26 protein-coding genes and 1 pseudogene are annotated in these 22,323 nt (G+C 35.3%); 2 read left to right on the forward strand and 25 right to left on the reverse strand.

All coding sequences use genetic code 11. From position 1 onward, the window contains the following. Positions 1 to 197: 197 nt before the first annotated feature. The 8 genes from BAU28_RS27580 to BAU28_RS27615 form a co-directional block, all read right to left on the reverse strand. Positions 198 to 911: a hypothetical protein gene (locus tag BAU28_RS27580; protein WP_048370432.1), complete on the reverse strand. Its 714-nt coding sequence runs from the start codon at positions 909 to 911 to the stop codon at positions 198 to 200. Positions 912 to 976: 65 nt separating this feature from the next. Then, a complete protein-coding gene (locus tag BAU28_RS27585) occupies positions 977 to 1,180 on the reverse strand; it encodes a DUF2768 domain-containing protein (protein WP_002171155.1) in 204 nt (67 codons plus the stop codon). 227 nt (positions 1,181 to 1,407) lie between these two features. Beyond that, positions 1,408 to 1,659: a stage VI sporulation protein F gene (locus BAU28_RS27590; protein ID WP_002171154.1), complete on the reverse strand. Its 252-nt coding sequence runs from the start codon at positions 1,657 to 1,659 to the stop codon at positions 1,408 to 1,410. A 117-nt stretch (positions 1,660 to 1,776) separates the two neighbouring features. Next, positions 1,777 to 2,799: an NAD(P)H-dependent glycerol-3-phosphate dehydrogenase gene (locus BAU28_RS27595; RefSeq protein WP_025147237.1), complete on the reverse strand. Its 1,023-nt coding sequence runs from the start codon at positions 2,797 to 2,799 to the stop codon at positions 1,777 to 1,779. Positions 2,800 to 2,817: 18 nt separating this feature from the next. Further along, entirely contained in the window at positions 2,818 to 4,128 is a 1,311-nt protein-coding gene (gene der / locus BAU28_RS27600) for a ribosome biogenesis GTPase Der (protein ID WP_025147238.1), read from the reverse strand. A gap of 124 nt (positions 4,129 to 4,252) precedes the next feature. After that, positions 4,253 to 4,438: a capping complex subunit for YIEGIA gene (locus BAU28_RS27605; protein ID WP_048370434.1), complete on the reverse strand. Its 186-nt coding sequence runs from the start codon at positions 4,436 to 4,438 to the stop codon at positions 4,253 to 4,255. Next, positions 4,435 to 5,328: a YIEGIA family protein gene (locus BAU28_RS27610; RefSeq protein WP_025147239.1), complete on the reverse strand. Its 894-nt coding sequence runs from the start codon at positions 5,326 to 5,328 to the stop codon at positions 4,435 to 4,437. Before BAU28_RS27610 ends, BAU28_RS27605 begins: the two co-directional genes overlap by 4 nt. After that, the gene (locus BAU28_RS27615; RefSeq protein WP_071721158.1) at positions 5,321 to 5,932 is read right to left on the reverse strand and encodes a YphA family membrane protein; all 612 of its coding nucleotides are present in this window, start codon (positions 5,930 to 5,932) and stop codon (positions 5,321 to 5,323) included. Before BAU28_RS27615 ends, BAU28_RS27610 begins: the two co-directional genes overlap by 8 nt. Before the next feature lie 118 nt (positions 5,933 to 6,050). Between BAU28_RS27615 and BAU28_RS27620 the strand changes: the two genes are divergently transcribed. Then, positions 6,051 to 6,185, forward strand: a complete 135-nt coding sequence (locus tag BAU28_RS27620) for a YpzI family protein (RefSeq protein WP_000513901.1) — start codon at positions 6,051 to 6,053, stop codon at positions 6,183 to 6,185. A gap of 339 nt (positions 6,186 to 6,524) precedes the next feature. Here the strand turns inward: BAU28_RS27620 and BAU28_RS31195 are convergent, their stop codons facing one another. From BAU28_RS31195 to BAU28_RS30615, 5 genes are all read right to left on the reverse strand, one after another. Continuing rightward, complete coding sequence (locus tag BAU28_RS31195) at positions 6,525 to 6,965, reverse strand: hypothetical protein (protein ID WP_244158220.1); 441 nt, start codon at positions 6,963 to 6,965, stop codon at positions 6,525 to 6,527. Between the two features lie 422 nt (positions 6,966 to 7,387). Then, positions 7,388 to 8,437: a type 2 isopentenyl-diphosphate Delta-isomerase gene (gene fni, locus BAU28_RS27635; protein ID WP_071721161.1), complete on the reverse strand. Its 1,050-nt coding sequence runs from the start codon at positions 8,435 to 8,437 to the stop codon at positions 7,388 to 7,390. Positions 8,438 to 8,449: 12 nt separating this feature from the next. Continuing rightward, a complete protein-coding gene (gene rpsA, locus BAU28_RS27640; RefSeq protein WP_071721164.1) occupies positions 8,450 to 9,598 on the reverse strand; it encodes a 30S ribosomal protein S1 in 1,149 nt (382 codons plus the stop codon). A 334-nt stretch (positions 9,599 to 9,932) separates the two neighbouring features. Then, the gene (gene cmk, locus BAU28_RS27645; protein ID WP_071721166.1) at positions 9,933 to 10,610 is read right to left on the reverse strand and encodes a (d)CMP kinase; all 678 of its coding nucleotides are present in this window, start codon (positions 10,608 to 10,610) and stop codon (positions 9,933 to 9,935) included. Between the two features lie 130 nt (positions 10,611 to 10,740). Further along, the gene (locus BAU28_RS30615; RefSeq protein ID WP_083595015.1) at positions 10,741 to 10,914 is read right to left on the reverse strand and encodes a DUF5359 family protein; all 174 of its coding nucleotides are present in this window, start codon (positions 10,912 to 10,914) and stop codon (positions 10,741 to 10,743) included. Between the two features lie 212 nt (positions 10,915 to 11,126). On the opposite strand from BAU28_RS30615, the gene ansA reads away from it, so the two are divergent. Then, the gene (gene ansA / locus BAU28_RS27655; RefSeq protein ID WP_071721169.1) at positions 11,127 to 12,101 is read left to right on the forward strand and encodes an asparaginase; all 975 of its coding nucleotides are present in this window, start codon (positions 11,127 to 11,129) and stop codon (positions 12,099 to 12,101) included. A gap of 33 nt (positions 12,102 to 12,134) precedes the next feature. Here the strand turns inward: ansA and BAU28_RS27660 are convergent, their stop codons facing one another. From BAU28_RS27660 to BAU28_RS27715, 12 genes and pseudogenes are all read right to left on the reverse strand, one after another. Next, a complete protein-coding gene (locus tag BAU28_RS27660) occupies positions 12,135 to 13,112 on the reverse strand; it encodes a YpdA family putative bacillithiol disulfide reductase (RefSeq protein WP_048370447.1) in 978 nt (325 codons plus the stop codon). Between the two features lie 109 nt (positions 13,113 to 13,221). After that, positions 13,222 to 13,752, reverse strand: a complete 531-nt coding sequence (locus BAU28_RS27665; RefSeq protein WP_048370448.1) for a peptidoglycan recognition protein family protein — start codon at positions 13,750 to 13,752, stop codon at positions 13,222 to 13,224. 78 nt (positions 13,753 to 13,830) lie between these two features. Further along, a complete protein-coding gene (locus BAU28_RS27670) occupies positions 13,831 to 14,067 on the reverse strand; it encodes a DUF3961 domain-containing protein (protein WP_048370450.1) in 237 nt (78 codons plus the stop codon). Positions 14,068 to 14,175: 108 nt separating this feature from the next. Next, a pseudogene (locus BAU28_RS31200) lies at positions 14,176 to 14,355 on the reverse strand (hypothetical protein). Positions 14,356 to 14,451: 96 nt separating this feature from the next. Then, a complete protein-coding gene (gudB, locus tag BAU28_RS27680; protein WP_002171137.1) occupies positions 14,452 to 15,738 on the reverse strand; it encodes an NAD-specific glutamate dehydrogenase in 1,287 nt (428 codons plus the stop codon). Positions 15,739 to 16,093: 355 nt separating this feature from the next. Beyond that, complete coding sequence (locus BAU28_RS27685) at positions 16,094 to 16,702, reverse strand: genetic competence negative regulator (RefSeq protein ID WP_071721171.1); 609 nt, start codon at positions 16,700 to 16,702, stop codon at positions 16,094 to 16,096. 77 nt (positions 16,703 to 16,779) lie between these two features. Further along, complete coding sequence (locus BAU28_RS27690) at positions 16,780 to 17,655, reverse strand: MerR family transcriptional regulator (RefSeq protein WP_071721173.1); 876 nt, start codon at positions 17,653 to 17,655, stop codon at positions 16,780 to 16,782. Next, positions 17,655 to 18,431: a metallophosphoesterase gene (locus tag BAU28_RS27695; protein ID WP_002171134.1), complete on the reverse strand. Its 777-nt coding sequence runs from the start codon at positions 18,429 to 18,431 to the stop codon at positions 17,655 to 17,657. The genes BAU28_RS27690 and BAU28_RS27695 overlap by 1 nt, the downstream gene beginning before the upstream one ends. A gap of 72 nt (positions 18,432 to 18,503) precedes the next feature. Beyond that, positions 18,504 to 18,983 carry a LysM peptidoglycan-binding domain-containing protein gene (locus BAU28_RS27700; protein ID WP_048370456.1) on the reverse strand — a complete coding sequence of 160 codons (480 nt, stop codon included), beginning with the start codon at positions 18,981 to 18,983 and terminating at the stop codon, positions 18,504 to 18,506. Positions 18,984 to 19,005: 22 nt separating this feature from the next. Beyond that, positions 19,006 to 19,569, reverse strand: coding sequence for a CPBP family intramembrane glutamic endopeptidase (locus tag BAU28_RS27705; RefSeq protein ID WP_002171132.1), 564 nt, complete (start codon positions 19,567 to 19,569; stop codon positions 19,006 to 19,008). Further along, positions 19,566 to 21,098: a RecQ family ATP-dependent DNA helicase gene (locus BAU28_RS27710; protein ID WP_071721175.1), complete on the reverse strand. Its 1,533-nt coding sequence runs from the start codon at positions 21,096 to 21,098 to the stop codon at positions 19,566 to 19,568. Before BAU28_RS27710 ends, BAU28_RS27705 begins: the two co-directional genes overlap by 4 nt. After that, a complete protein-coding gene (locus BAU28_RS27715) occupies positions 21,088 to 22,149 on the reverse strand; it encodes a YpbB family protein (RefSeq protein ID WP_002171130.1) in 1,062 nt (353 codons plus the stop codon). Before BAU28_RS27715 ends, BAU28_RS27710 begins: the two co-directional genes overlap by 11 nt. Positions 22,150 to 22,323 lie beyond the last annotated feature (174 nt).

The raw sequence follows: 22,323 nt of genomic DNA on the forward strand, positions 1-22,323 counted from the left end.
TCAACTAATACCTTCTCTAACGTTGCCTATAATATCTGATATAATATAATGGTATTCTAGAAATCCGGACAATATATCATATAATTTTGTCCAATTTCATATGACTATTTAAAAAATACCTTTTGTTTGCATCGCAAGTTGTATAACATAAAAAACCTTTCTTCTAGAACTTATTCGCTAAAAGAAAGGTTCATGACTTATGATTTAAAAAAAATTGGTTCTCCGTCCTTTACTGTATACGGTAAAGAATATGCAGGAACAAATGGGGAATCTTTCGATAGTATATTCCGAATATCTTCCCCTTCCTTAAATTGCCCTTCATTTTTTTTCAACGCTTCATATAAGTCAATTCTATAATCAACGAACACTTCACCTTTTTCATTGATTACAAGAGGAAGTCCCTTTCCAGAATATGGACTTGTCACTTGTGGTACATCTTTATATCCTAGTTTTTTGAAATCCAATTCATAAACACCATCTGTAATTACTTTTTTAAAAGGTGGATATTGATGTTCATCACGATACATCTTAAGCTTTAATGTCACTTCTTGAATTTGTTCCGCCATCCTAACATCAATTAACTTTACTGTTGGATTTGTTTCAACATCTATTAATACATATTGATATACGCCACCACTTTCATATGCATTCCCTGGTGCCTCTTGTATGTATCGAGGAGCAATTTTTTGAAAGTCAATTGGATACTTCTGATAAATCGGTGTACTCATATCACGTGTCTTAATTGGTAATAAACCATCAGTTTGTTCCCTATATGTAGTAATGGCTTTTTGTACAACTTGTAACTGATCTTCATAAGGAATAGCATTTTGTTTCATATTTTCTTTTGGATACATACACCCTGTTAAAATGCTTATGCAACAAAATATTAAAATAATATAGATTTTTTTCACTGACAATCACCTTTTCATGCTAGTATGGACTGTTCCTTTTGTAACATTTATCAACTACACATCCTCTATTGCTCAATAGGACCACTAAATACAACAAGAAAAATAACAATTCCAGATACAATCATGAGGGTGTACGCTACTAACGCTGTAATCCCTTTCAAAAATTTATTCTTCATTTTATGCCTACTTAATAAAATAAAACTTACCGCAAGAAACATAAATCCAATTGAACCTAAAGCAAACCACATTTTTATAAGCCCTTCCGACATATATACACCCCTTTACTTTTTAACTATTTTTATACTATTTTAACAAATTAAAATCTTTAAACAAATAGAAATCCGCATTTTACCGTGAATTAACAAAATTTAAATAAAATAATAAAACCGAAGCACGTTATTTCGCGCTTCGGTTGACCAAATATGCCCTTAACAGCTCTATTCCCATTCTTTCATGACTATCATATGCATTCTCTAAACTCTTTGTTTCTCATATTTTACTTTTTAAACATTTTACTTAACGAGCTAAAATCCGCTGGCATATTATTGTTAATGATTGCTTTTACAATTTGATCCTCTTGCTCTTTTGGCACTTCACGTCCTGCCATTAGAGCAACTTGATGAATCAATTGGCGAAGCACTTTCTCATCACGTAAGTTCGCATTTTGAACAGACGACGCTAATTTAAAAATATCTTCTTTGTTCACTTTCGCTTCTTTTTCAATGTTACTAAAAATGTTGTTATCCATTCTTTTCACCCTCTCCTCAAGTTACTCTTCATCCTATGCAAAAATGAAAAATTGGTGAAAAGACCCATAAAAAATAAAAAAACGGTAGAAGTACGAAATGTACTTCTACCGCTTTTTTTATAACAAATCAGGTATCGCTTCAACTTCATGTTTTCGAACACGTCCCATCAATGAGCCTACTGCATATTTTACATTATTCTCATTGAACAACACGTCATATAAAGCCGCTGTGATCGGCATTTCAACTTCCATTTTCTCTGCCAGCTCATGGGCAGCTTTCGTTGTTCGTACACCTTCAACAACCATACCCATGCTTTCTAACACTTCTTCTAAAGAGTGTCCTTTTCCAAGCATATTACCTGCACGCCAATTTCGGCTATGCACACTTGTACAAGTTACAATTAAGTCACCCATACCAGTTAAGCCAGCAAATGTAAGTGGATTTCCGCCCATCTTTCTTCCTAAACGAGCAATTTCCGTTAAACCACGTGTCATTAATGCCGCTTTCGCATTATCACCTAATCCAAGTCCGTCAGTTATTCCGGCAGCTAGTGCAATAATATTTTTTAAAGCACCACCAAGTTCAACTCCAACGATATCTGGATTTGTATATACACGGAAATAGCTATTCATAAACAAATCCTGTACTCCCTCAGCCGCTTCCATACGTTTAGCTGCGGACGTGACAGTTGTCGCTTGACGTAAACCTACCTCTTCAGCATGACTCGGTCCAGACAGTACCACAACATCTTTGATCAAGTTCTCTGGAATTTCTTCCTCAATCATTTCCGAAATACGTTTTGACGTGCCTGGTTCGATTCCTTTACTTGCATGAATCCAAGTAATTGGTTCTGTAACAATTTCTTTCATCTCTTGCAATACGTCTCTGTACGCTTTCGTCGGTACTACTAGCAGTACTGTGTTTACATCTACTAATGCTTCTTCTAAAGAAGAGTAGGCTACGATTGTGCTTGGCAATGTAATCCCTGGAAGATATCTACTGTTCTCATGCTTTGTATTAATTTCATCCATGAGTTCAGATCGGTTTCCCCAAATACGTACATCATGCCCATTGTCAGCTAATACCATCGCTAACGCTGTTCCCCAGCTACCTGCTCCAATTACTGTGATTTTTGTCATAAAATCACATCCTCTCCATTAGTCTCTTGCTCTAGCGATAATGTGAATCGGCGTTCCTACAAAACCGAACGCTTCACGTAAACGATTCTTTAAGAAGCGCTCATATGAAAAGTGCATTAATTCTGTATCGTTTACAAACACAACAAATGTTGGTGGTTTTACCGCAACCTGTGTCGCATAGAAGATTTTCAGACGGCTACCATTATGAGTCGGCGTTGGATTCATCGCTACCGCATCCATAATTACATCATTTAATACATTCGTTTGTACACGGATACTATGGCTTTCATTTACTTCATTAATAACCGGTAATAATGTTTGTGTACGTTTTTTCGTCTTCGCAGATAAGAATACAATCGGCGCATAATCTAAAAATTGGAAATGAGCACGAATGTTTTCTTCAAATGCTTTCATTGTTTTCTCATCTTTCTTAACTGCATCCCATTTGTTTACGACGATAATAACAGCTCGTCCTGAATCATGAGCATATCCAGCGATTTTTTTATCTTGCTCAATAATTCCTTCTTCTCCGTCTAAAACGACTAAGACAACGTCAGAACGTTCTATCGCTCTAAGTGCACGAAGTACACTATACTTTTCTGTACTTTCGTATACTTTCCCTTTTTTACGCATACCAGCTGTATCGATGATTACATAATCTTGACCATCTTTACTATATGGTGTATCGACAGCATCACGTGTCGTTCCCGCTACATTACTTACAATTACACGTTCTTGACCAAGAAGTGCATTTACAAGTGATGATTTCCCTACGTTTGGACGTCCAATTAAAGAGAAACGGATTGTTTCATCGTCATACGCTTCTTCTTCAATCTTTGGAAAATGATTCGCAGCCTCATCTAACAAATCACCTAGTCCTAAACCGTGCGTACCTGAAATTGGGAATGGCTCGCCAAATCCTAATGCATAAAAATCATAAATATCACTACGCATTTCTGGATTATCAACCTTATTTACCGCAAGTACAACAGGTTTGTTCGAACGATATAAAATTTTAGCAACTTCTTCATCAGCTGCAGTTACACCATCGCGACCATTTGTCATAAAAATGATAACATCTGCTTCATCAATCGCTACTTCCGCTTGTTGACGAATTTGTGTCAAGAACGGCTCGTCTCCAATATCAATTCCACCTGTATCAATAATGTTAAATTCATGATTTAACCATTCTCCCGCACTATAAATACGGTCTCGTGTTACACCTGGAATATCTTCTACGATTGAAACTCTTTCTCCAACAATTCTATTAAAAATAGTAGATTTCCCTACGTTCGGGCGGCCTACTATCGCTATTACTGGTTTCGGCATATACTTTCATCCTTTCAACTTGCTTCTGTTTATTATGTAAAAAACCCTTCTTTGTGCAAGAAGGGATTTGCATTCCAGAATATTTCTCAACGTATCAAAACACCTCACATTATACCACACGTTGCTAATGTTTCACAATAATATATACATTCTCTTGTAAGCGATGCGCAATACCATCTAAAATGGCTTCTAAATTATTTGCAACAAATTCTAGTTCCTCTGTCGACTCACAAACAAATAAAGGGGCACCACCCGCAAATTTTCCCGGCGTTGTTGTAATAACTGCGAGAATAACACTTTCTAACATCATCTCTTATCTCCCCTTCCCTTCGGAGCTTCCGATGACATATGAACAGCACTCTCTAATGTTGGGACATTTCCAATTACCCCTATCGCTTTCTCTGCATCTTGATCTTGCGGAAGAACAAAAATCCCGACTCTCCCATCCTCTAAATCACGCTTCGCTAACGGCACAAGTGCCGGTGTACCAGAATCTTTATATACCCCTAAAGCAACAGAAACATCATGTAAAATAGCTTGACGTTGTCCTAAATTCGCGATTGTAACCATCGCATCGATCGATTTCGGCTTTAAAATAAAGCCCATTCCATATTTCATAATTTCTTCTTGCCTTGCTGGCAATCCAATATTCATAATATAAATATTATCAATATAAAGTCCCGCCCCTTCAAAATGGAGTGGAACATGCTCAATCTCTACAAGATCATGGAGCCTTTTACCAGACATTAGTATTTTCGAGATAAAAAATGCTATTATACCAGTTATTATCCCGGCAATCCACGAATGGAATCCTATATACGCAAACGTTGTCACAAACGACGTTAACATCGCCAAATAGTTACGACTTTCAAATACTAATGCAATTCCTTCAATGTATGTATTGCCACGCGGTACGAGCTCATATCCATCTAATTGTTGAAGTGTATTTCTTTCCATGTTGCGCACATCACGAAATTGCGTCGCTGCTAATGTAAGAAATGTAATTGCAGAAAAATCTTTTTTCAAAATAGACGGGATAGCAATCGCTCCTAAAGCCGCTGCAATTAAACCCATCGCAATATGAATAATTTTTCCATGAAGCCTCGTCGGATATTGCCTCGTATCTGTGCGAAGCATTAACACCCTAGTTACTGTCCCTGCAATTACGCCACATAAAATGGCTGGTGTATATTCAGTCATGTATTACCCTCGTCTTTCTTTTACGTGTTTTCCGCTTAAACTGTTCCATGTATACTGATGCTTTTGCAATCCAAAATAAAATTGCCATAAATAATGTAGAAACGGCGACGATATCAAAAAATGCTAAACTACCGTAATCATAGGGAAAATTTAGTTTCCAAAAAATAAGTGTCACTAGCAATTCCCCTTGTAACATCCCTATATATAAGGAGCATAATCGTAATATGCGATCCCCATGTAATAAAACCGATGCATACACAAGAGCACTACTTAACAAAAACAACCTATCAACCACGATCCAAATCGGATCATACACTTCTAACAAATGAAAACTTGTATATAACATTGCAATAATAAGTGCCGAAAGTAAGGTATATAATTTTTTCCAAATAGAATATTGCGCGATTCCTACAAAAGAGATAAAACAAAGTAAAAGAGCATTTACTGATACCGTGAAAGAAGCGATCGTTACATTTAATGGAGAACAAATAATAAACAGCAATATAGCAGCACTTAACTTCCAGCGAATAGATTCCTTTTTCATAAAAAACGTCACGACAATCCAGCCTATCCAAGCCACAAAATAAAAAGAATTCCCATCCATCGTTACACCTCCTATGTTTTCCATTATGGGAACTTTTTATAAAACTTAATCCTTCTTTTCTTTGTGCATAGTTTTTCTCATAACAGCAACACTTTTAAGTAAGGAGGTGCTATTCATTATGGGTAAAGATCGCCAAGAACGAAAACTAAGAGAGTCACGCCGTGTTGAATCGGATCGCGACCAATCACTTCAATATCCAGGTGCAACAAGTCTTGATACACCGGAGCAAGCTCGAAAGCAGAATCAGCACTAAAAATACAAAAAGACGGTTTCAGCGTTGTATGAAACCGTCTTTTTGCGTAATTATTTTAATAAATTCTATTCATAATATAATTCTTTTGTTTTCACATTATAAACTCGATTACTTGACGTGGCATCAATCGTAACTATGCCTGTTGTTTTTTAGGATATGTAACAACATAATACGTATGAAGAGATGAATCTTTACTCTTCACTTCTACACGTACATAATCCGACTCCCCTATTTCTTTTAACTTTCGTTCAACATCTTTTTTACGCCTGTAATATCTTCTTTTTCTTCTTTAATTTTCCTACTCGCAATGGTATTTCCTTGATCAGAAAGTAATACTACTTAAGCATCACTTAAACTCACTTCATTTGGTATATTAAAATAATAACTTATATACAAATCTTCCGATGGGTTATTTTTGTCTCCTCCTAATTCCCTCGGAAAAATTAGCGCTTCCATTCCACTTCCTGCATTCACCATTGGATTCCTATACAATTTATTCCCAACTGCGATTGCAATATTCGCCGTTTTAATTGTCGATTGTACTGTTGTTGAACTAGAACACCCTTCTCTTACATTTGAAGTTAGTGAAATTTCAACTTTTTGATTATATCCAAAAATCGCTGTATCTTCTCTTATATTCCGTGCATGGATATTAACATCTTCACTATTATACGTAATACGTCCTATTGTATTTTTACTATTTGAAGATATATTTTCTCCTTTTTTGTTAACATCCTCCTCTCCTAAATTATCGTAAGTTTTTTCTGTTTTTTTGACCATTAAATAGCAATCTCTTATCTTGTTTTATCGCTAACCAGTTATATTGAAAAGTTAGCACTCGTTCTGCTTTCCCATTCGTATAATTCGTTTTATACATCATTGAATACGTTAATTCATACTGTTTATCTTCGATCTCTTTAGTATCATCTATCTTAACGTCTAATGTTACCGATTTAAAATCCTTTCTCTCGTTACACAATTCTATATAAGCAGTTAAACCTTTATATGCTTCATCTTGATTCGCATCTATAAAATACGCTCTTAATTCCTCGGCAACACTTTTCCTTTCATTTGCACCACTTTCAATAAGTCCAGCATACGCGATTAAATCTTTCTTTACCTCATTCTCAGAAATAATAATACTTTTATTTTTGACCTCTTCATTTTATAAAAAGAAAAAAACCAACCAAACGGTTGATTTTTTATCTCCTACTATAACGCGCAGTATCAATACCACGCTGCATTAACCAATGATATGTTTCACCTTTTACAACAAGAGGTACAGATTGTAACTCTTCTATCGTCTTCGCACCAAGTGCCGTCATGATAAATTTCAAATCCGTATGGAATAGATCGATTTCATCAATTAACTTCTCGACACCGTCCTGCATTAAAATACGTAAAAAGTATCCAGCAAACGCCGTTGTATTCGCCCCTAATGCGATTGCTTTTGCGACATCAAGCGCTGTTTGTATGCCTCCAGATGCAATAAGAGAGAGGTTATTATTTGTAGAGGATGCTTCAATGATCGAGGTAGCTGTTTGTATGCCCCAGTTATTAAAATAAGAAAGCATTCGCTGTCTTCTTTCGTTTTCAACAGCAGCAAAGTTCGTACCACCTTGTCCGCCGATATCAACCGCTGTAACCCCTATATTTACTAACTGTTGCACCGTTTCCTTACTCATCCCAAAACCTACTTCTTTTACAATGACAGGAACTTTGCTCTTTAAAACAATTTGCTCAATTCGCTGAAGTACCCCCGTAAAATCACGGTCTCCTTCAGGCATCGTTAACTCTTGTATAACATTTAAATGAATTTGCAGTGCGTTTGCTTCAATCATATCAACGGCACGCTCTGCCTGTTCAACAGTTGCCTCACTACCCAAATTAGCAAAGAAAATACCATTTGGGTTTACCTTTCTGATGATCTTATAAGAGGCCGCCTCACTTTCATCTTTTAACGCTGCCATTTGCGAACCTACAGCCATAGCAAGTTTGTGATGTTTCGCTACATATGCTAATTGCTCATTAATCTGTAACGTTTGCTCTCCACCACCACCAGTCATCGCATTGATAAAAATCGGCGAACTTAGTGAAAGTTCGCCGATTTTTGTTTCACATGTTACACTATCAACACTTGAGTTTGGCAAGCTTTGATGCACAAACTCAATGTCATGAAAGCCATGTGTACGAGACTGTCCAGTAGAAAGAGCGTATTCAATATGATCTAATTTACGTTTTGCCCTTACCACTTGTACCCCTCTTTATTTCTTTAATTTTTTCAGTTGTTCACCGATAATATCACTTAATTGGAACGTTGCAGAATCAGAATTCGGCTCGTATTGGCTATAATCTTCTACTACATTATTTTCTTCAAGCGCTTCTTTTATGCTTAAAGAAATACGTTTTTCTGCCACGTGTACTTCAAGTACTTTAACCGTTACTTCCTGTCCCATTTCTAGTACTTCATTTGGATTTTTCACATGACGATTTGCAATTTGAGATACATGCACAAGACCTTCAACGCCAGGTAAAATTTCAACGAATGCACCGAATGTAACAAGACGTTTTACCACTCCCTCGCGAATATCTCCAGCTTTTATTTCACTAGCAACATTTTCCCAAGGTCCTGGCTGAGCCGCCTTAATTGATAAAGAAATACGCTGTGTATCTGCATCAACAGATAACACTTTCACCTTTACCTTTTGACCTTGCTCTAATACTTCAGAAGGTTGTTCCACACGTTCGTGTGAAATTTGTGAAATGTGAACTAAACCGTCCACACCGCCTACATTTACGAATGCACCAAAATCAGTTAATCGTTGTACTGTTCCCTCTACGATATCTCCTTCTTTCAACGAAGAAATCGCTTCTTTTTTCTTAGAATCTAGTTCTTGTTCTACTACCGCTTTATGCGAAAGGATAACACGATTTTTTTCACGGTCTAATTCAACAATTTTCACCGCTAACGCTTTCCCTTTATATTCAGTAAAATCTTCTACATAATGCACTTCTACAAGTGAAGCTGGAATAAAGCCACGAACACCAAGATCCACAACTAAACCACCATTCACGATATCCTTTACAGTAACATCAAATACATGACCTGAAGTAAATTTCTCTTGTAATTCTACCCAAGCTTTTTCTGCATCAACAGCTCTCTTAGATAATACAAGATCATCATCTTCTAATTTAATAATTTTCAATTCAAGAGTTTGATCTAATTCTACAACATCGCTTGCTTTTTCAATATGAACGTTAGCTAATTCACTAATTGGAATCACACCATCTGTTTTGTATCCAATATTTACAAGAACTTGTTTCTCTTCAACTTTCGTTACAGAACCTGTAACAACGTCACCAACTTGTAATTCTTTTGAATTCATAACTTCTTCATTCATTTTTTCTACCATGGAAATACCTCCCTACAGAATTGACAAAGCATTTTTATGTATATACGAAATGAAAACTAATGTTTTCATTTGCATGTTATAAGAATTTATCATCACATACTCATCTTCAATACATTTTACAAGAAAATCTATTAAACCTATATAAATAGTATACAGCAAAATCGTCTTGAATAAAGTATGTTTTGAAATATAATAGCGAATATATTCTGACAGTTTTATTCCTCTCTAACTAACTTCTTATAAATCGACTCATTTGTCAAGACAAGCGACTCATAATTCACTTATCCTTTACAATTCTAAACAAACAAAAAAGAAAGAGGATTATCCTCTTTCTTTATTTTGCAAACACCCCTGAAACAATCCCCATAATTTTTTGGACAACTTCTTCAATTGATAAAGAAGTTGTATCTAATTCCAATGCATCATCGGCTTTTTTTAGAGGAGACACTTCACGCTCTGAATCTAATTTATCACGCTGAGCAATTTCTTCTTTTAACTGCTCTAAATTAGAATCGAAACCTTTATTCATATTTTCTAAATGTCTTCTTTCCGCTCTTTCTTCTACAGAAGCAAGCATAAAGATTTTCACTTCAGCATCTGGTAGTACATGTGTACCAATGTCACGGCCATCCATTACTACACCGCCTTTTTTAGCTAATTCTTGTTGGCGATGTACCATTTCTTCACGAACAAGACGATGTTTTGCCACTATAGATACTCGATTCGTCACATCAGGCGTACGAATAACCTCAGAAACATCTTGTCCATTTAAAAATACAAGTTGCGTATTTTCTCCTTGCTGAAATTCAATATTCACATTTTTTACAACTTCCATTAACTTTTCTTCATTTTCAATATCCACTTTTTGTTCAAGGGCTGCATATGTAATAGTACGGTACATTGCACCTGTATCAATGTAAACATATGAAAGTTTTTTTGCAACAACTTTTGCAACTGTACTCTTTCCAGCAGCCGCTGGACCATCTATAGCAATCGAAATTCGTTTATCCATTGTAACACCTCATTTTTTACTTATAATACAAAACGAAAAGCAGGTATTCGCCCCCTGCTTCTTCTCGTTTGCTTCACGTCATTAAATCCTCAATTATTGTAGCATAATCCATCATAGAAGAAAATGAAAACTACTTATTCACCTTTAAAATTTCCATCTTATTTTTCGTGACGACACCTTCGTAATAAACAATTTTTGATAAATATTTCACTGAAGATTTATGTATAAAGAGTAGCTGTACAACAGAAAGACAAATAAATTGAATTAGCAATATACGAATAAATATTTTCTCCACTTTTTTCAAAACACTCGCTCCTTTCCCCTCTATACTCACGCATCTAATTTCACAAATTTATATAAATAAAACTCCACCTAATAGCCACTTCGCGCAACGCACATGAAGTAATTAAGTTTATTGTCATTTTCTAAGCGTACTTTTATACATTTTCATTGTCGAATTTACTCAAAACATGTTATGTTCTAAATGTATTTTTTAACTCGAAAGGGGTATAAGCATTGAAAAGAATCCTAGTTTTACACACAGGTGGAACAATTGCAATGGAGGAAGATAAAGAAACTGGGGTCGTACAACCAGGCGAAAAAAATCCTCTTTTGAAATTTATTCCTGATTTAGAAGGCGATGTTGATTTAATTGTTGAAGATGTGTTCCATCTTCCATCTCCTCATATGACTCCTAGCGAAATGCTACAATTACAAGTCATCATTGACGAAAGAGCAAAACAAGACGATATTCATGGCGTAGTCATTACGCATGGTACGGATACATTAGAAGAGACAGCTTATTTTCTTGATTTAACAGTGCAAGCAACTATTCCAATCGTTGTGACAGGGGCAATGCGTTCTAGTAACGAATTAGGTGCTGATGGTCTATACAACTTCTTATCCGCTGTAAAAGTTGCTAGTAGTAATGAAGCTGCTGAAAAGGGCGTTCTAGTTGTATTAAATGATGAAATACATTGCGCAACAAATGTAACAAAAACACATACAAGTAATGTTGCGACATTCCAAAGCCCACAATACGGACCAATCGGTATGGTAACGAAACGTGGTGTTGTTTTCCATCATGCTTTAGTGCATCACGAAACATATACAATACGACAAATCTCTAAAAACGTTGTCGTTCTAAAAGCATACGCAGGTATGGATGATACATTATTATCAGCAATCGAATCACTACCAGTAGACGGAATTGTTATCGAAGCGCTCGGACAAGGTAATTTACCTCCAAGAACACTCCCTAGTCTAGGACGATTAATAGACAAAGGAATTCCGGTTGTATTAGTTTCTCGTTGCTTCAACGGTATCGTTCAAGACGTATACTCTTATGAAGGTGGCGGAAAACAATTAAAAGATATGGGCATTGTTTTCACATATGGCTTAAACGCTCAAAAAGCACGAATTAAATTACTAGTCGCACTAGAGAATACAAATTCTCACGAAACAATCCAAAACATGTTTATGCACGAATAAAAAGAAGCTGTCGAGGTTTTCGACAGCTTCTTTTTATTGTCTTGATGCAATGGTTTGCGCAATCGCATCTCCATGGAATCTTCCGTTTTCGATAAATATTTCATTTGCATTATTTCCCGCAGCAATTACACCTGCAATAAAAATATTTTCAGCGTTTGTTTCCATACTGTCTTCTGTATAAATCGGGCGCCCTGTTTCTTCATCAATCCGAACTCCCATTTTTGTTAAGAAGCTGTGATCCGGATGGTAACCAGTCATAGCAAATACAAAATCGTTTTGAATTGTATGCGCCTTACCCTCTACTGTATATGTTAACGTATGTTCCGTAATTTCTTTTACATGCGCATGAAAATGCATTTGAATTGTTCCATTTCGTACTAATGCCTCAAATTCCGGCAAAATCCATGGCTTAATACTCGGTGAGTATTCCCCACCACGGTATAACACCGTTACACGTGCACCCGATTTAACAAGTTCTAACGCCGCATCTACACTTGAATTTTTACCACCTATTACAACGACATCTCGATCAAAATAAGGATGCCCTTCTTTGAAATAATGCGCTACTTTTTCTAGCTGCTCACCAGGTACATTCATATAATTCGGATTATCATAATATCCAGTCGCTACAACAATGTACTTCGCCACATATATTTTTTTACTTCCGTCACGCTTCGTCGTTTCAACTTTAAAAACATCACCATCTTTTTGGACTTGTTCCACGCGTTCAAATGCATTTACACGCACCGACTTACGTTTTACTACTTCACGATAATATGCAAGTGCTTGATTACGAACTGGTTTACGGTTCTCTGTAATGAAAGCAACTTCACCAATTTCTAATTTTTCACTAGAAGAGAAAAACGTTTGATGGGTTGGATAATTATAAATTGCATTTACAATGTTTCCTTTTTCAATTACTAATGGATTTATCCCTACCTTTTGTAGCGAAATTGCCGCTGCTAATCCACATGGGCCGCCTCCAATAATAATAGCTGTTTCTTTTTGCATACTCGATTCACTCCTAGTCTTCTGCCTCTACTCTATTTATATAAACAAGAAAAAACCTACTTCCAGCAGTAGGCACCTATCTTTATTGTATTCATTTTTCTTATATTTGTCATCTAAACGAAACGTACATCCGATAGACATCTGCTAAAAACTGCTGAAATTTTATTCCTTGTTGCCCTAATACATTTTCAGGATCAATTTTCCGAGTAGGATCAAGTGTTTTATGTGACACAATATCTTTTTTCGGATTCAAACCGAAATTTTGACATAAATAAGCGTGATACCATGTAAAACGGTTATACGCTTCCCAAAAGTTAATCTCTCCCCCATAACAAAGTTCAACTCCAATAGCAACCTTATTCGCATCATAACCATACAAATCATTATCAGTCGGTGCATTATACCTAACATGATATGCCACTTCATTTATCGGAATAATTTCTAATATTGTTTTGTCATCTATAAATGTATGCGCTGAAGCTTTCGGTTGTATTTCATTAAAGTAATCCCGATTTCCTATCGCATTGCTACCAGGATTCCCGGTATCATGACTAACAATAAATCTTACCTTTGAAAGAGGAATTCCTGGTCGTGAACTTCCGTATCCAATATAGTTGCGCTCTATAGGGAACATCGCCATCGCTATCAACTCCGCTCTAAAAAATTACCTTTCTTCCTTATATATGTATTCGGTGGCAATGTCCATATAGCATATTTCTTACGCGAAGAGAATATCGAAAATATTTGATGTGAACACCATAAATAATAAAATACTTACAGCTACTCCATAAAAACCGTAAAACCAAATACAATCTTCTTTCGTATCTAAACCGAAAAACTTATTTACTGATTGTAATAATGTACCACGCTTACTATGTTTATTTCGTAAAACTTCCACTCGTTCTACAACATCTGCTGGCATCATAAATCTTTGGTCTACTGTCATTTTCATCATTTATCTCTCCTTAAAATCATTTCCGTTTTGTTTATCTAAGGAAAGTATAGCACGTTTGTTCGTACAGAACAAGCGTTCTTTTTTATTTTTATTCTATTTTTCACCAATCTACGTAATAATTCCAAATTCTACAGCGATAATCGGCCCTACAGCAAACACTCCAAAAACAAAATGTAATAGACCCTCTCCAATAATCCGAATGACACTAGTTCTCTGAGCATTTTTAGTTCTTCCTAGCTCCCTTTCTAATTGTTTTACTCTTTCTTCTAATTAACCTACTTGATCCATTATTTCATTGTTCCTATTCAACACCTCTAACTAGTAACTTCAACAAAAAACGCGATTCCCTCGAAAGGAAATCACGTTTTCTCAAAACATTATATATTATACCCAGCCTCTGAAGCGACTAGCCTCAGCCATTTTACGAACACCAACCATGTACGCAGCTAAGCGCATGTTAACTTTACGAACTTGTGATGTTTCATAAATTGAATCGAATGATCTTACCATTACTTTTTCTAAACGTTGTTCTACTTCTTCCTCAGTCCAGTAGTAACCTTGGTTATTTTGTACCCACTCAAAGTAAGATACTGTAACGCCACCAGCACTTGCTAATACGTCTGGAACAAGTAAAATACCACGATCTGTTAAGATTTTTGTTGCTTCTAATGTAGTTGGACCATTTGCAGCTTCAACTACAATTTTCGCTTTAATCTTATCAGCATTTTCTTCTGTAATTTGGTTCTCAATTGCAGCTGGCACTAAAATGTCGCAATCAAGTTCTAACAGTTCTTTGTTTGAAATTGTATTATTAAATAGTTTTGTTACGGTACCGAAGCTATCGCGACGATCTAACAAGTAGTCAATATCTAATCCGTTCGGATCATGTAGTGCACCGTAAGCATCTGAAATTGCAATTACTTTCGCGCCTGCATCATGCATAAATTTAGCTAAGAAACTACCCGCATTACCGAATCCTTGAACAACAACGCGTGCACCTTTAATATCAATGTCACGTTTTTTCGCAGCTTCACGAATACAAATTGTTACACCTTTCGCTGTCGCTGTTTCACGTCCGTGTGATCCACCTAATACAAGTGGTTTACCTGTAATAAATCCTGGTGAATTAAATTCATCAATTCGGCTATACTCATCCATCATCCATGCCATAATTTGTGAGTTTGTAAATACGTCTGGAGCTGGAATATCTTTTGTTGGACCAACGATTTGGCTAATTGCTCGTACATAACCACGGCTTAATCTTTCTAACTCACGGAATGACATTTCACGTGGGTCACAGATAATTCCACCTTTACCTCCACCATATGGTAAATCAACAATACCACATTTTAAACTCATCCAGATTGAAAGTGCTTTCACTTCATTTTCTGTTACATTTGGATGGAAGCGAATTCCACCTTTCGTTGGACCAACAGCATCATTATGTTGTGCACGATATCCTGTAAATATTTTAACAGTCCCGTCATCCATACGAACTGGAATCTTCACCGTCATCATACGAACTGGTTCTTTCAATAATTCATATACTTCGTTTGGATAACCCAATTTTTCTAATGCTTCATTAATAACAATTTGTGTTGAATTCAACAATTCAAAATGTTGTTCCCTTTGTTGTTGTGTTTTCGTTTGAGTTCCCTTTTCGGCTACCATAGTAAGTAAACCCCCTGTAATTTCACTTGTTTAGTAAACCTTCATTGCCTAGTATACACCGTTAAATTTGGAATGCAATAGAAAACGCTAACAAATATATACAAACTATTTTACGTTGCAAGCGTTTTCACTATTATTATAGTCCTTTTATTGCTTTTAGAGAAGTAAAATACTTAAATATTTAAATATTTTTTAATTTCATCAAAATATAGTGCGATAAAATAAATATTTAACCAAGAAAAATTAATTAGGTATTTGCAAATAGATCAGCTATTCTTCTTGTCCCCTCAGTTTTCAAAACTTTAGATTTCCCTATTCTTTTCAGGATAAAAATAAAACCTCAAGCTACTTTACATTAGCTGAGGTTTTGTTTTTTCACAAAGTAATTGTATATTTGTTCAACCGCTTGAGAATCCATTAACTCCTTACCATATTCCATGATGCGGTAAATGGTTGCTGTAGATGAATTTCCGTATTCCGCTAAAATAGCTATAAAATCTGCTTTCAGCAATTGAAATTGATCTTCTTCTTCTATCCAAAGATAAAAACGCCCATCCCACGTATACAGCTTTCCGCTAGTTACATCAAGGTTATATAAGCGATTTGACAAATTGATTACATCATCCAATGTAGCAAACTCGTAAAGTATATGCTCACTTTCATCAAGAGTCACTTGCATTTCAATAAACTCGTCACGGAACTCATCTTCTGTGTCCATTTCGTGATTTTCTTTTGTTACAATTACAACCATCCCTTGCGCTTGTAGAGAAAATACTTCAACAGCAATCGGACCATCCGCTTCAAATCCTAATTCTTTATTCGCTTCTTGCATCATATCACGGAATAGCTGCTGTACTTTCGGTGCGTTTCTCCACAAATCTTCTTTCGTTAATCCTCGTTCAGATAAATCATCAAATGTTAGGAAAATTTTTATCTTATTGTAATTTAAACGTTCCAGCCTCATCTCATACCCTCCCTACGTAACCATTGAATCTAATTTTTATTATATGAAATAGAAAATAGATGGTTCTTTCCGAACAACTATTCTGACAATTTTAACCATCCATCCCATTCTTCTTTTGTATTACCAATTAGGACATTTTGAAGATTTAATTGACCTTCAACACCTTTTCTCCCTATAAAACCAACAGAAAGGTTTTTATTTTTTTCCTGCAACAAATCAATGAATCTCACTGCCTTCTCAAGTTCTCGTTCATCATCAAAAGATATAAACAAATATTTAGGTCGTAATTGTTCAATGGCTAGTATAATACCTTCTTCATCTAAACTTGTCCCAATATACATCGCTTGATATCCTTTTAAACGTAAATACGTCGCGAAAATAAATCCTTTTAATATATTATTTTCTAAAACGAAACCTTTGTGTGCGGAAGGATGTAGTGACGCATTATGATAAACCATACCTAGACGTGTTTGCAAGAATGATACTACATATTTGAATTGTGACATTGTAATCTCATTATTATTTTTTAAAACTAACAATTTGTTTGTCACTTGAAGGATGATGCTTGTAATGACTTTTTCTGCTGAATATATACTAAAAGCTTCGTTTAATAATGCAGAAGTTGTAATTTCATCAAATTTTAACAAAGCTTGTAGTATATCGTCCACTAAAACAACTTCTTTATCGTAACGATTTTCTTTTTGAACGTTATTCTGCAACCGATTCCCTTCTAATAACTGAACTGCTTGTCCAATCATCATACCCTCAGAAACTTTGTCCATTAACCATTTCAAAATTTTGATATGCTCTTCTGTATATAGACGATGCCCCGCATGATTCCGCTTTGGAGCAATAATATGATAGCGTCTTTCCCATGCACGAAGTGTACTCGGCTGAATTCCGAGTATATTTGAAACAGCTTTTATATTATATTTTCCATTTAAAGTTGGCATTATTTCCCCCTGCACAGCGTAATGATATGTGTTTGGGAAGGTGCCCGAAAACGAAGAGGGAACAAAGTTGTTCCATACCCATTACTAACAAAGAGAGTCGTATTTGAATGCTTATATACGCCCCCCTTTAAATGCTTTTTAAATGGGAACAATCGAATCTGTCCTCCATGTGTATGCCCACTTAGCACGAGCGAAATTCGTTCTTTCCCAGACATTTTTTTTATTATATCAGGGTTGTGACTAATTAAAATGCGCAAACCCTCTTCTTTGCAATCTGCCAACGCTAAATCTAAACGATCCCGTTCTAATCCAACGTCATCTACACCGAGTAAGCAAATCTTCTCACCTGATTCAGATTCAAATACAACTCGTGTATTATCTAAAACCTTCACGTTATTTTCTAACAATAAAGCATCTAATTCGTGATATTCAATTTCATAATCATTATTTCCCCACACAAAATATACAGGAGCTACTTCTCTTAGTTTTTGAATATTTAAAGAGATTTGCGATAAAGGTACGCCCTTTTCCGCTAAATCGCCGCCAATAATTACGAAATCTACTTTTCCTTTTACTTGTTCAATTAGCGAGTTAGAAATGATCCTTCTATGAATATCCGAAATAAAAAAAACATTAACTTTTTGAAAACTTTCCGGAAATTCTTCGAATACTAGAGTATGTTCCAACACCGTATTACGCATCGCTTCTTTATACATTCCAAGAAGACATACAAAACCAATGCATATGAGAGTACCTAATAATATAATCCATGACATATATTTTTTACTCCCCCTCCTCGTAAAGTATAGTCCATAATTTTTATATCCAGCTATGAATCACTTATTTTACTAGCTCTCTTGTTTCGTGGACTTATCTTTAATAGGAATTTTTAATTCTTGCCCTACTTTCACTTCATCTTCTTGTAAATTATTATATTTTTTAATCACTTCAATCCCAGTTTCATCTGAAAAATATTGCTTCGCTATACTTTCTAACGTTTCTCCCTCTTTCACAGTATGAGTGACTACTTTCTCAGACTGCTTCTTTGATTCAGTCTTAGCTGAATCAAAGAAAATCACTTCAAACGCACTTTTTCCAGCATTATTACTATCACTTTTCACCTGTATATATTTATCTGTATACCATAGAATACCAATAGGTAACAATATGAATAGAAATGTTAACACTCGGACGAAAATGTGATTCATTTTAAATTTTGGTTTTTTTTCTTTATTTCTACGAATTTCACTACGCGGCGGTAAACCTTCATCTTCTTCCACTCGCTCAACTTCTAATTCCTCTTCAAAATCAGGAATTCGTTTTCTCATGTTGTTCACCACCACCTTCCATTTATTTTCTTAATTGAAGCCCCATTATAAAATCAACAAGAAAGTGTGCAAAGATTGTTATAAACAAATTTCCTGTCCACTCAAATACATAACCAAAAACAAAACTAATAAAGCAGACAAAACAAAACAAAAAAGGCTTCGTTATATATCGAATATGTAACACAGCAAAAATTAAACTCGCTATTACAATTCCAAAATGAGTCTGCATTACACCTCTAAATAAAAATTCTTCAGCAAAACCAATAATAAACGTAATGACGAGTAAATGCATGACAGAAATTCCTTGAAACATTCTATCGTTAATACCACCGTCATCAAACCAAGACTCTGGAAACACTCTCATTGCAATATAATCTAATAACACAATACCAATCGCTAACAAACCACCTATTACAAGTATGGAAACAGGTTCCCATTTCCACAAACTATAAACTTCTTTCTTATCTTGAAATAATATATATGCTAGTAAACAACCGATACCAATAATAATTAATTGTGTTATGTAGAGATTCAGTCTTATTTCCCTCGGACTCATATCTTCAACATTATGCCTTTGAATGTTCATAATTCCTCCATCTTTTCTAGGCCGAAAAGCTTTTGTAACTCTGTTTCCCAATTATAGTCGAAAATTGATTGTTGCGCTCGTCTTTTTTTATAATCCGTTTTTGTAATACCACAGTAATCACAACAGTTTTTTAACTCTTGGTCTTTTCTATAACCGAATTGTTGTAATAAATATTCACGTCTACACCCTTGAACTTGTATCCATGACTTCATATTTTCTAGCTGACTATATTTATTACGCAATCTCACTTCCACTTCCGCTATTAATCTGTACATTATTTCATCTGACAAGCTCTCTAGCATAAGATTTCGCTGTTGTATGATTCCAAGATGTTCAAGATGATAGCGGATGAAACGCCAATATTGTTCACTAAATCCTGCTGCATCATAACAAATTCCTTCAACATCTTCTATTGGTAATGCTTTCATTTGAAACATTCTTTCTTGTAGTAACGAAAATAAAAATTGTATTTGCGACTTACTTGGCAATTCATCTTCAATGATTGAAATTGGCAAATCATGATCCATTGGGCTACATAATAAAATGGCTATACTCGGGTCGCCATCTCTTCCAGCTCTTCCGATTTCTTGTAAATAGGAAGCTACATTTGTCGGATAATGAAAATGAATAATATATCTCGTATTCGACTTATTTACTCCCATCCCAAAAGCACTTGTACATATTACAAGCTGCAATTGATCATTCATAAACTGTTGTTGAATTAACATACGCTCTTCGTGTTCCATACCACCATGATAAAAAGCTACACCTGTAACCCCTTTTCCTCTTAAATACTCAGTTAAACGCTCTGTCCATGCCCTACTTGAACAATAAACAATACCCGGTCCTTGTAAGTACATTACATGCTCAAAAAGCGCCTCTTTTTTTTCTTCTATCGTCTCCACAAATTGTACTTCCATCGCAATATTTGGACGATCAATTGAGTATACATGCTCAGCGACATTTTTTAGACTTAAACTCTCCGCTATATCTCGTAGTACATCCTTTGTCGCGGTCGCCGTTAATGCTAGTACCGCTGGAGATCCGATACTCTCAATTACTTGATCTAACTTTTTATAATCCGTCCGAAAATCATAGCCCCATTGTGAAATACAATGAGCCTCATCTACGACAAACAATGAAATATGAACTCCCTTCAATTCTCTTATTAACAATTCCGACTGCAACATCTCTGGTGATACAAAAATAAATTTATAAAAAGCTAGCTTTTTCATAGCCTCTCTTTTTTCACTTAACGTCCGAAAACTATTAAATGCAATAACTCGATTTTTCACAACATGCTTTAATTGCATAACTTGGTCTTCCATTAAAGATAATAATGGTGATACAACAAGCACCGTTCCCTCTTGCATAAGCCCCGGAAGCTGATAGCACATGGACTTCCCCCTTCCAGTCGGAAGCATTGCTATAACATCTTTTCCTTCCAATAGGTCCGTAATAACTTCCTTTTGTCCCGGACGAAATTCAGAATATCCAAACCACTTATATAAATATTCCTCAAGCTTCATTTATACCCTCCATCCGTGCCAATACAAGACGGACTTCAAAATAAGAGATTTCCTCCCCAACCGCTTGCTTCAACACACGCAATTTACGTGTTTGTAATGCTTCAATTACTTTTGTTACTTTTTCTATTTTGTCTTTTCCCATAAACATCTCAATAGAAAATTCTTTTTCTCGTAAAGCAATTTCTACAAAATGATCTTCTATTGTTGCAACCTTCAAATTCCTAATTGTTGCTATTTCTTCTAAAGAACGCCCTTGTCTCCAAAGATTGTATGTTCTTTTCGTCGACAAGCTAAACAAATCAGCTCTCTCATTTGGATAAGATATAATTTCAGCTAATAATGGAAACTCATTTTCTTTATTGCGAACTTCTTGAATAAAGAAGTGAATTGTACCCCAAAATAAAAAATGCACTCGAAATACATCTTGTTTCGTAATTTCCGCTAATTGTTGTACAGTACAACCAATACGTTCATAGCCAGTTAAACGATATGTTACAATTGTCGCCTCTACTGGATTACTTTTTTCTAAAAGACCATGTATTTCCTTCCACAATCTTTTAGCCAATTCACTCCTCACATATGGAATTCCAGTGAGAAAACGTTTCACCCACATCATTATTTCTGTATCTTGTTGAATTGGAATAAATTTCGTATTCGCCTGTTGTAAATTCGAAATAGTTTGGACAATTAATGATAATCTCTTCCAAAACGTTGCACCTAATTCACCATAGTGTAAACCATGTAAATACGTCGGAAAAGCAAATACATCTTCCCATTTGTTTAATTGTATTTTACCAGTAGTCGTTAACACGTATGTATTTTCATGTATAGCTTGAACCAACTCCGCTTGTAACAACTTTGAAACTTCTCGATCATAATCAGCTCTATCTAATGATTTATATATCCCAAACAAAAAAGAAATTCGGAACATATTACCATCTTGTAATGTTTGCGAAGATCGCTTTCCTTTTAATAAATAATAAATAGAAGAAACGGTTCTTTCACCATTCAATTGTTTTAAACAATATAATAAAGTGTATTGTAGCTGCATTACCGCTTCCACCCTTCAATATTAACTTAATTTCTTTTTCAGTATGATTACACGTTTACCGTTACTAATTAAACTTATCATATTCGCGCTCTATACTTGTATATATTCTATTGTATCAAACGTAGTAACATTTAAGTATTTTGAAAATCTTATGAAATAATTCAAAAATAAGTT

Source organism: Bacillus paramycoides (assembly GCF_001884235.1).
Lineage (GTDB): Bacteria > Bacillota > Bacilli > Bacillales > Bacillaceae_G > Bacillus_A > Bacillus_A paramycoides.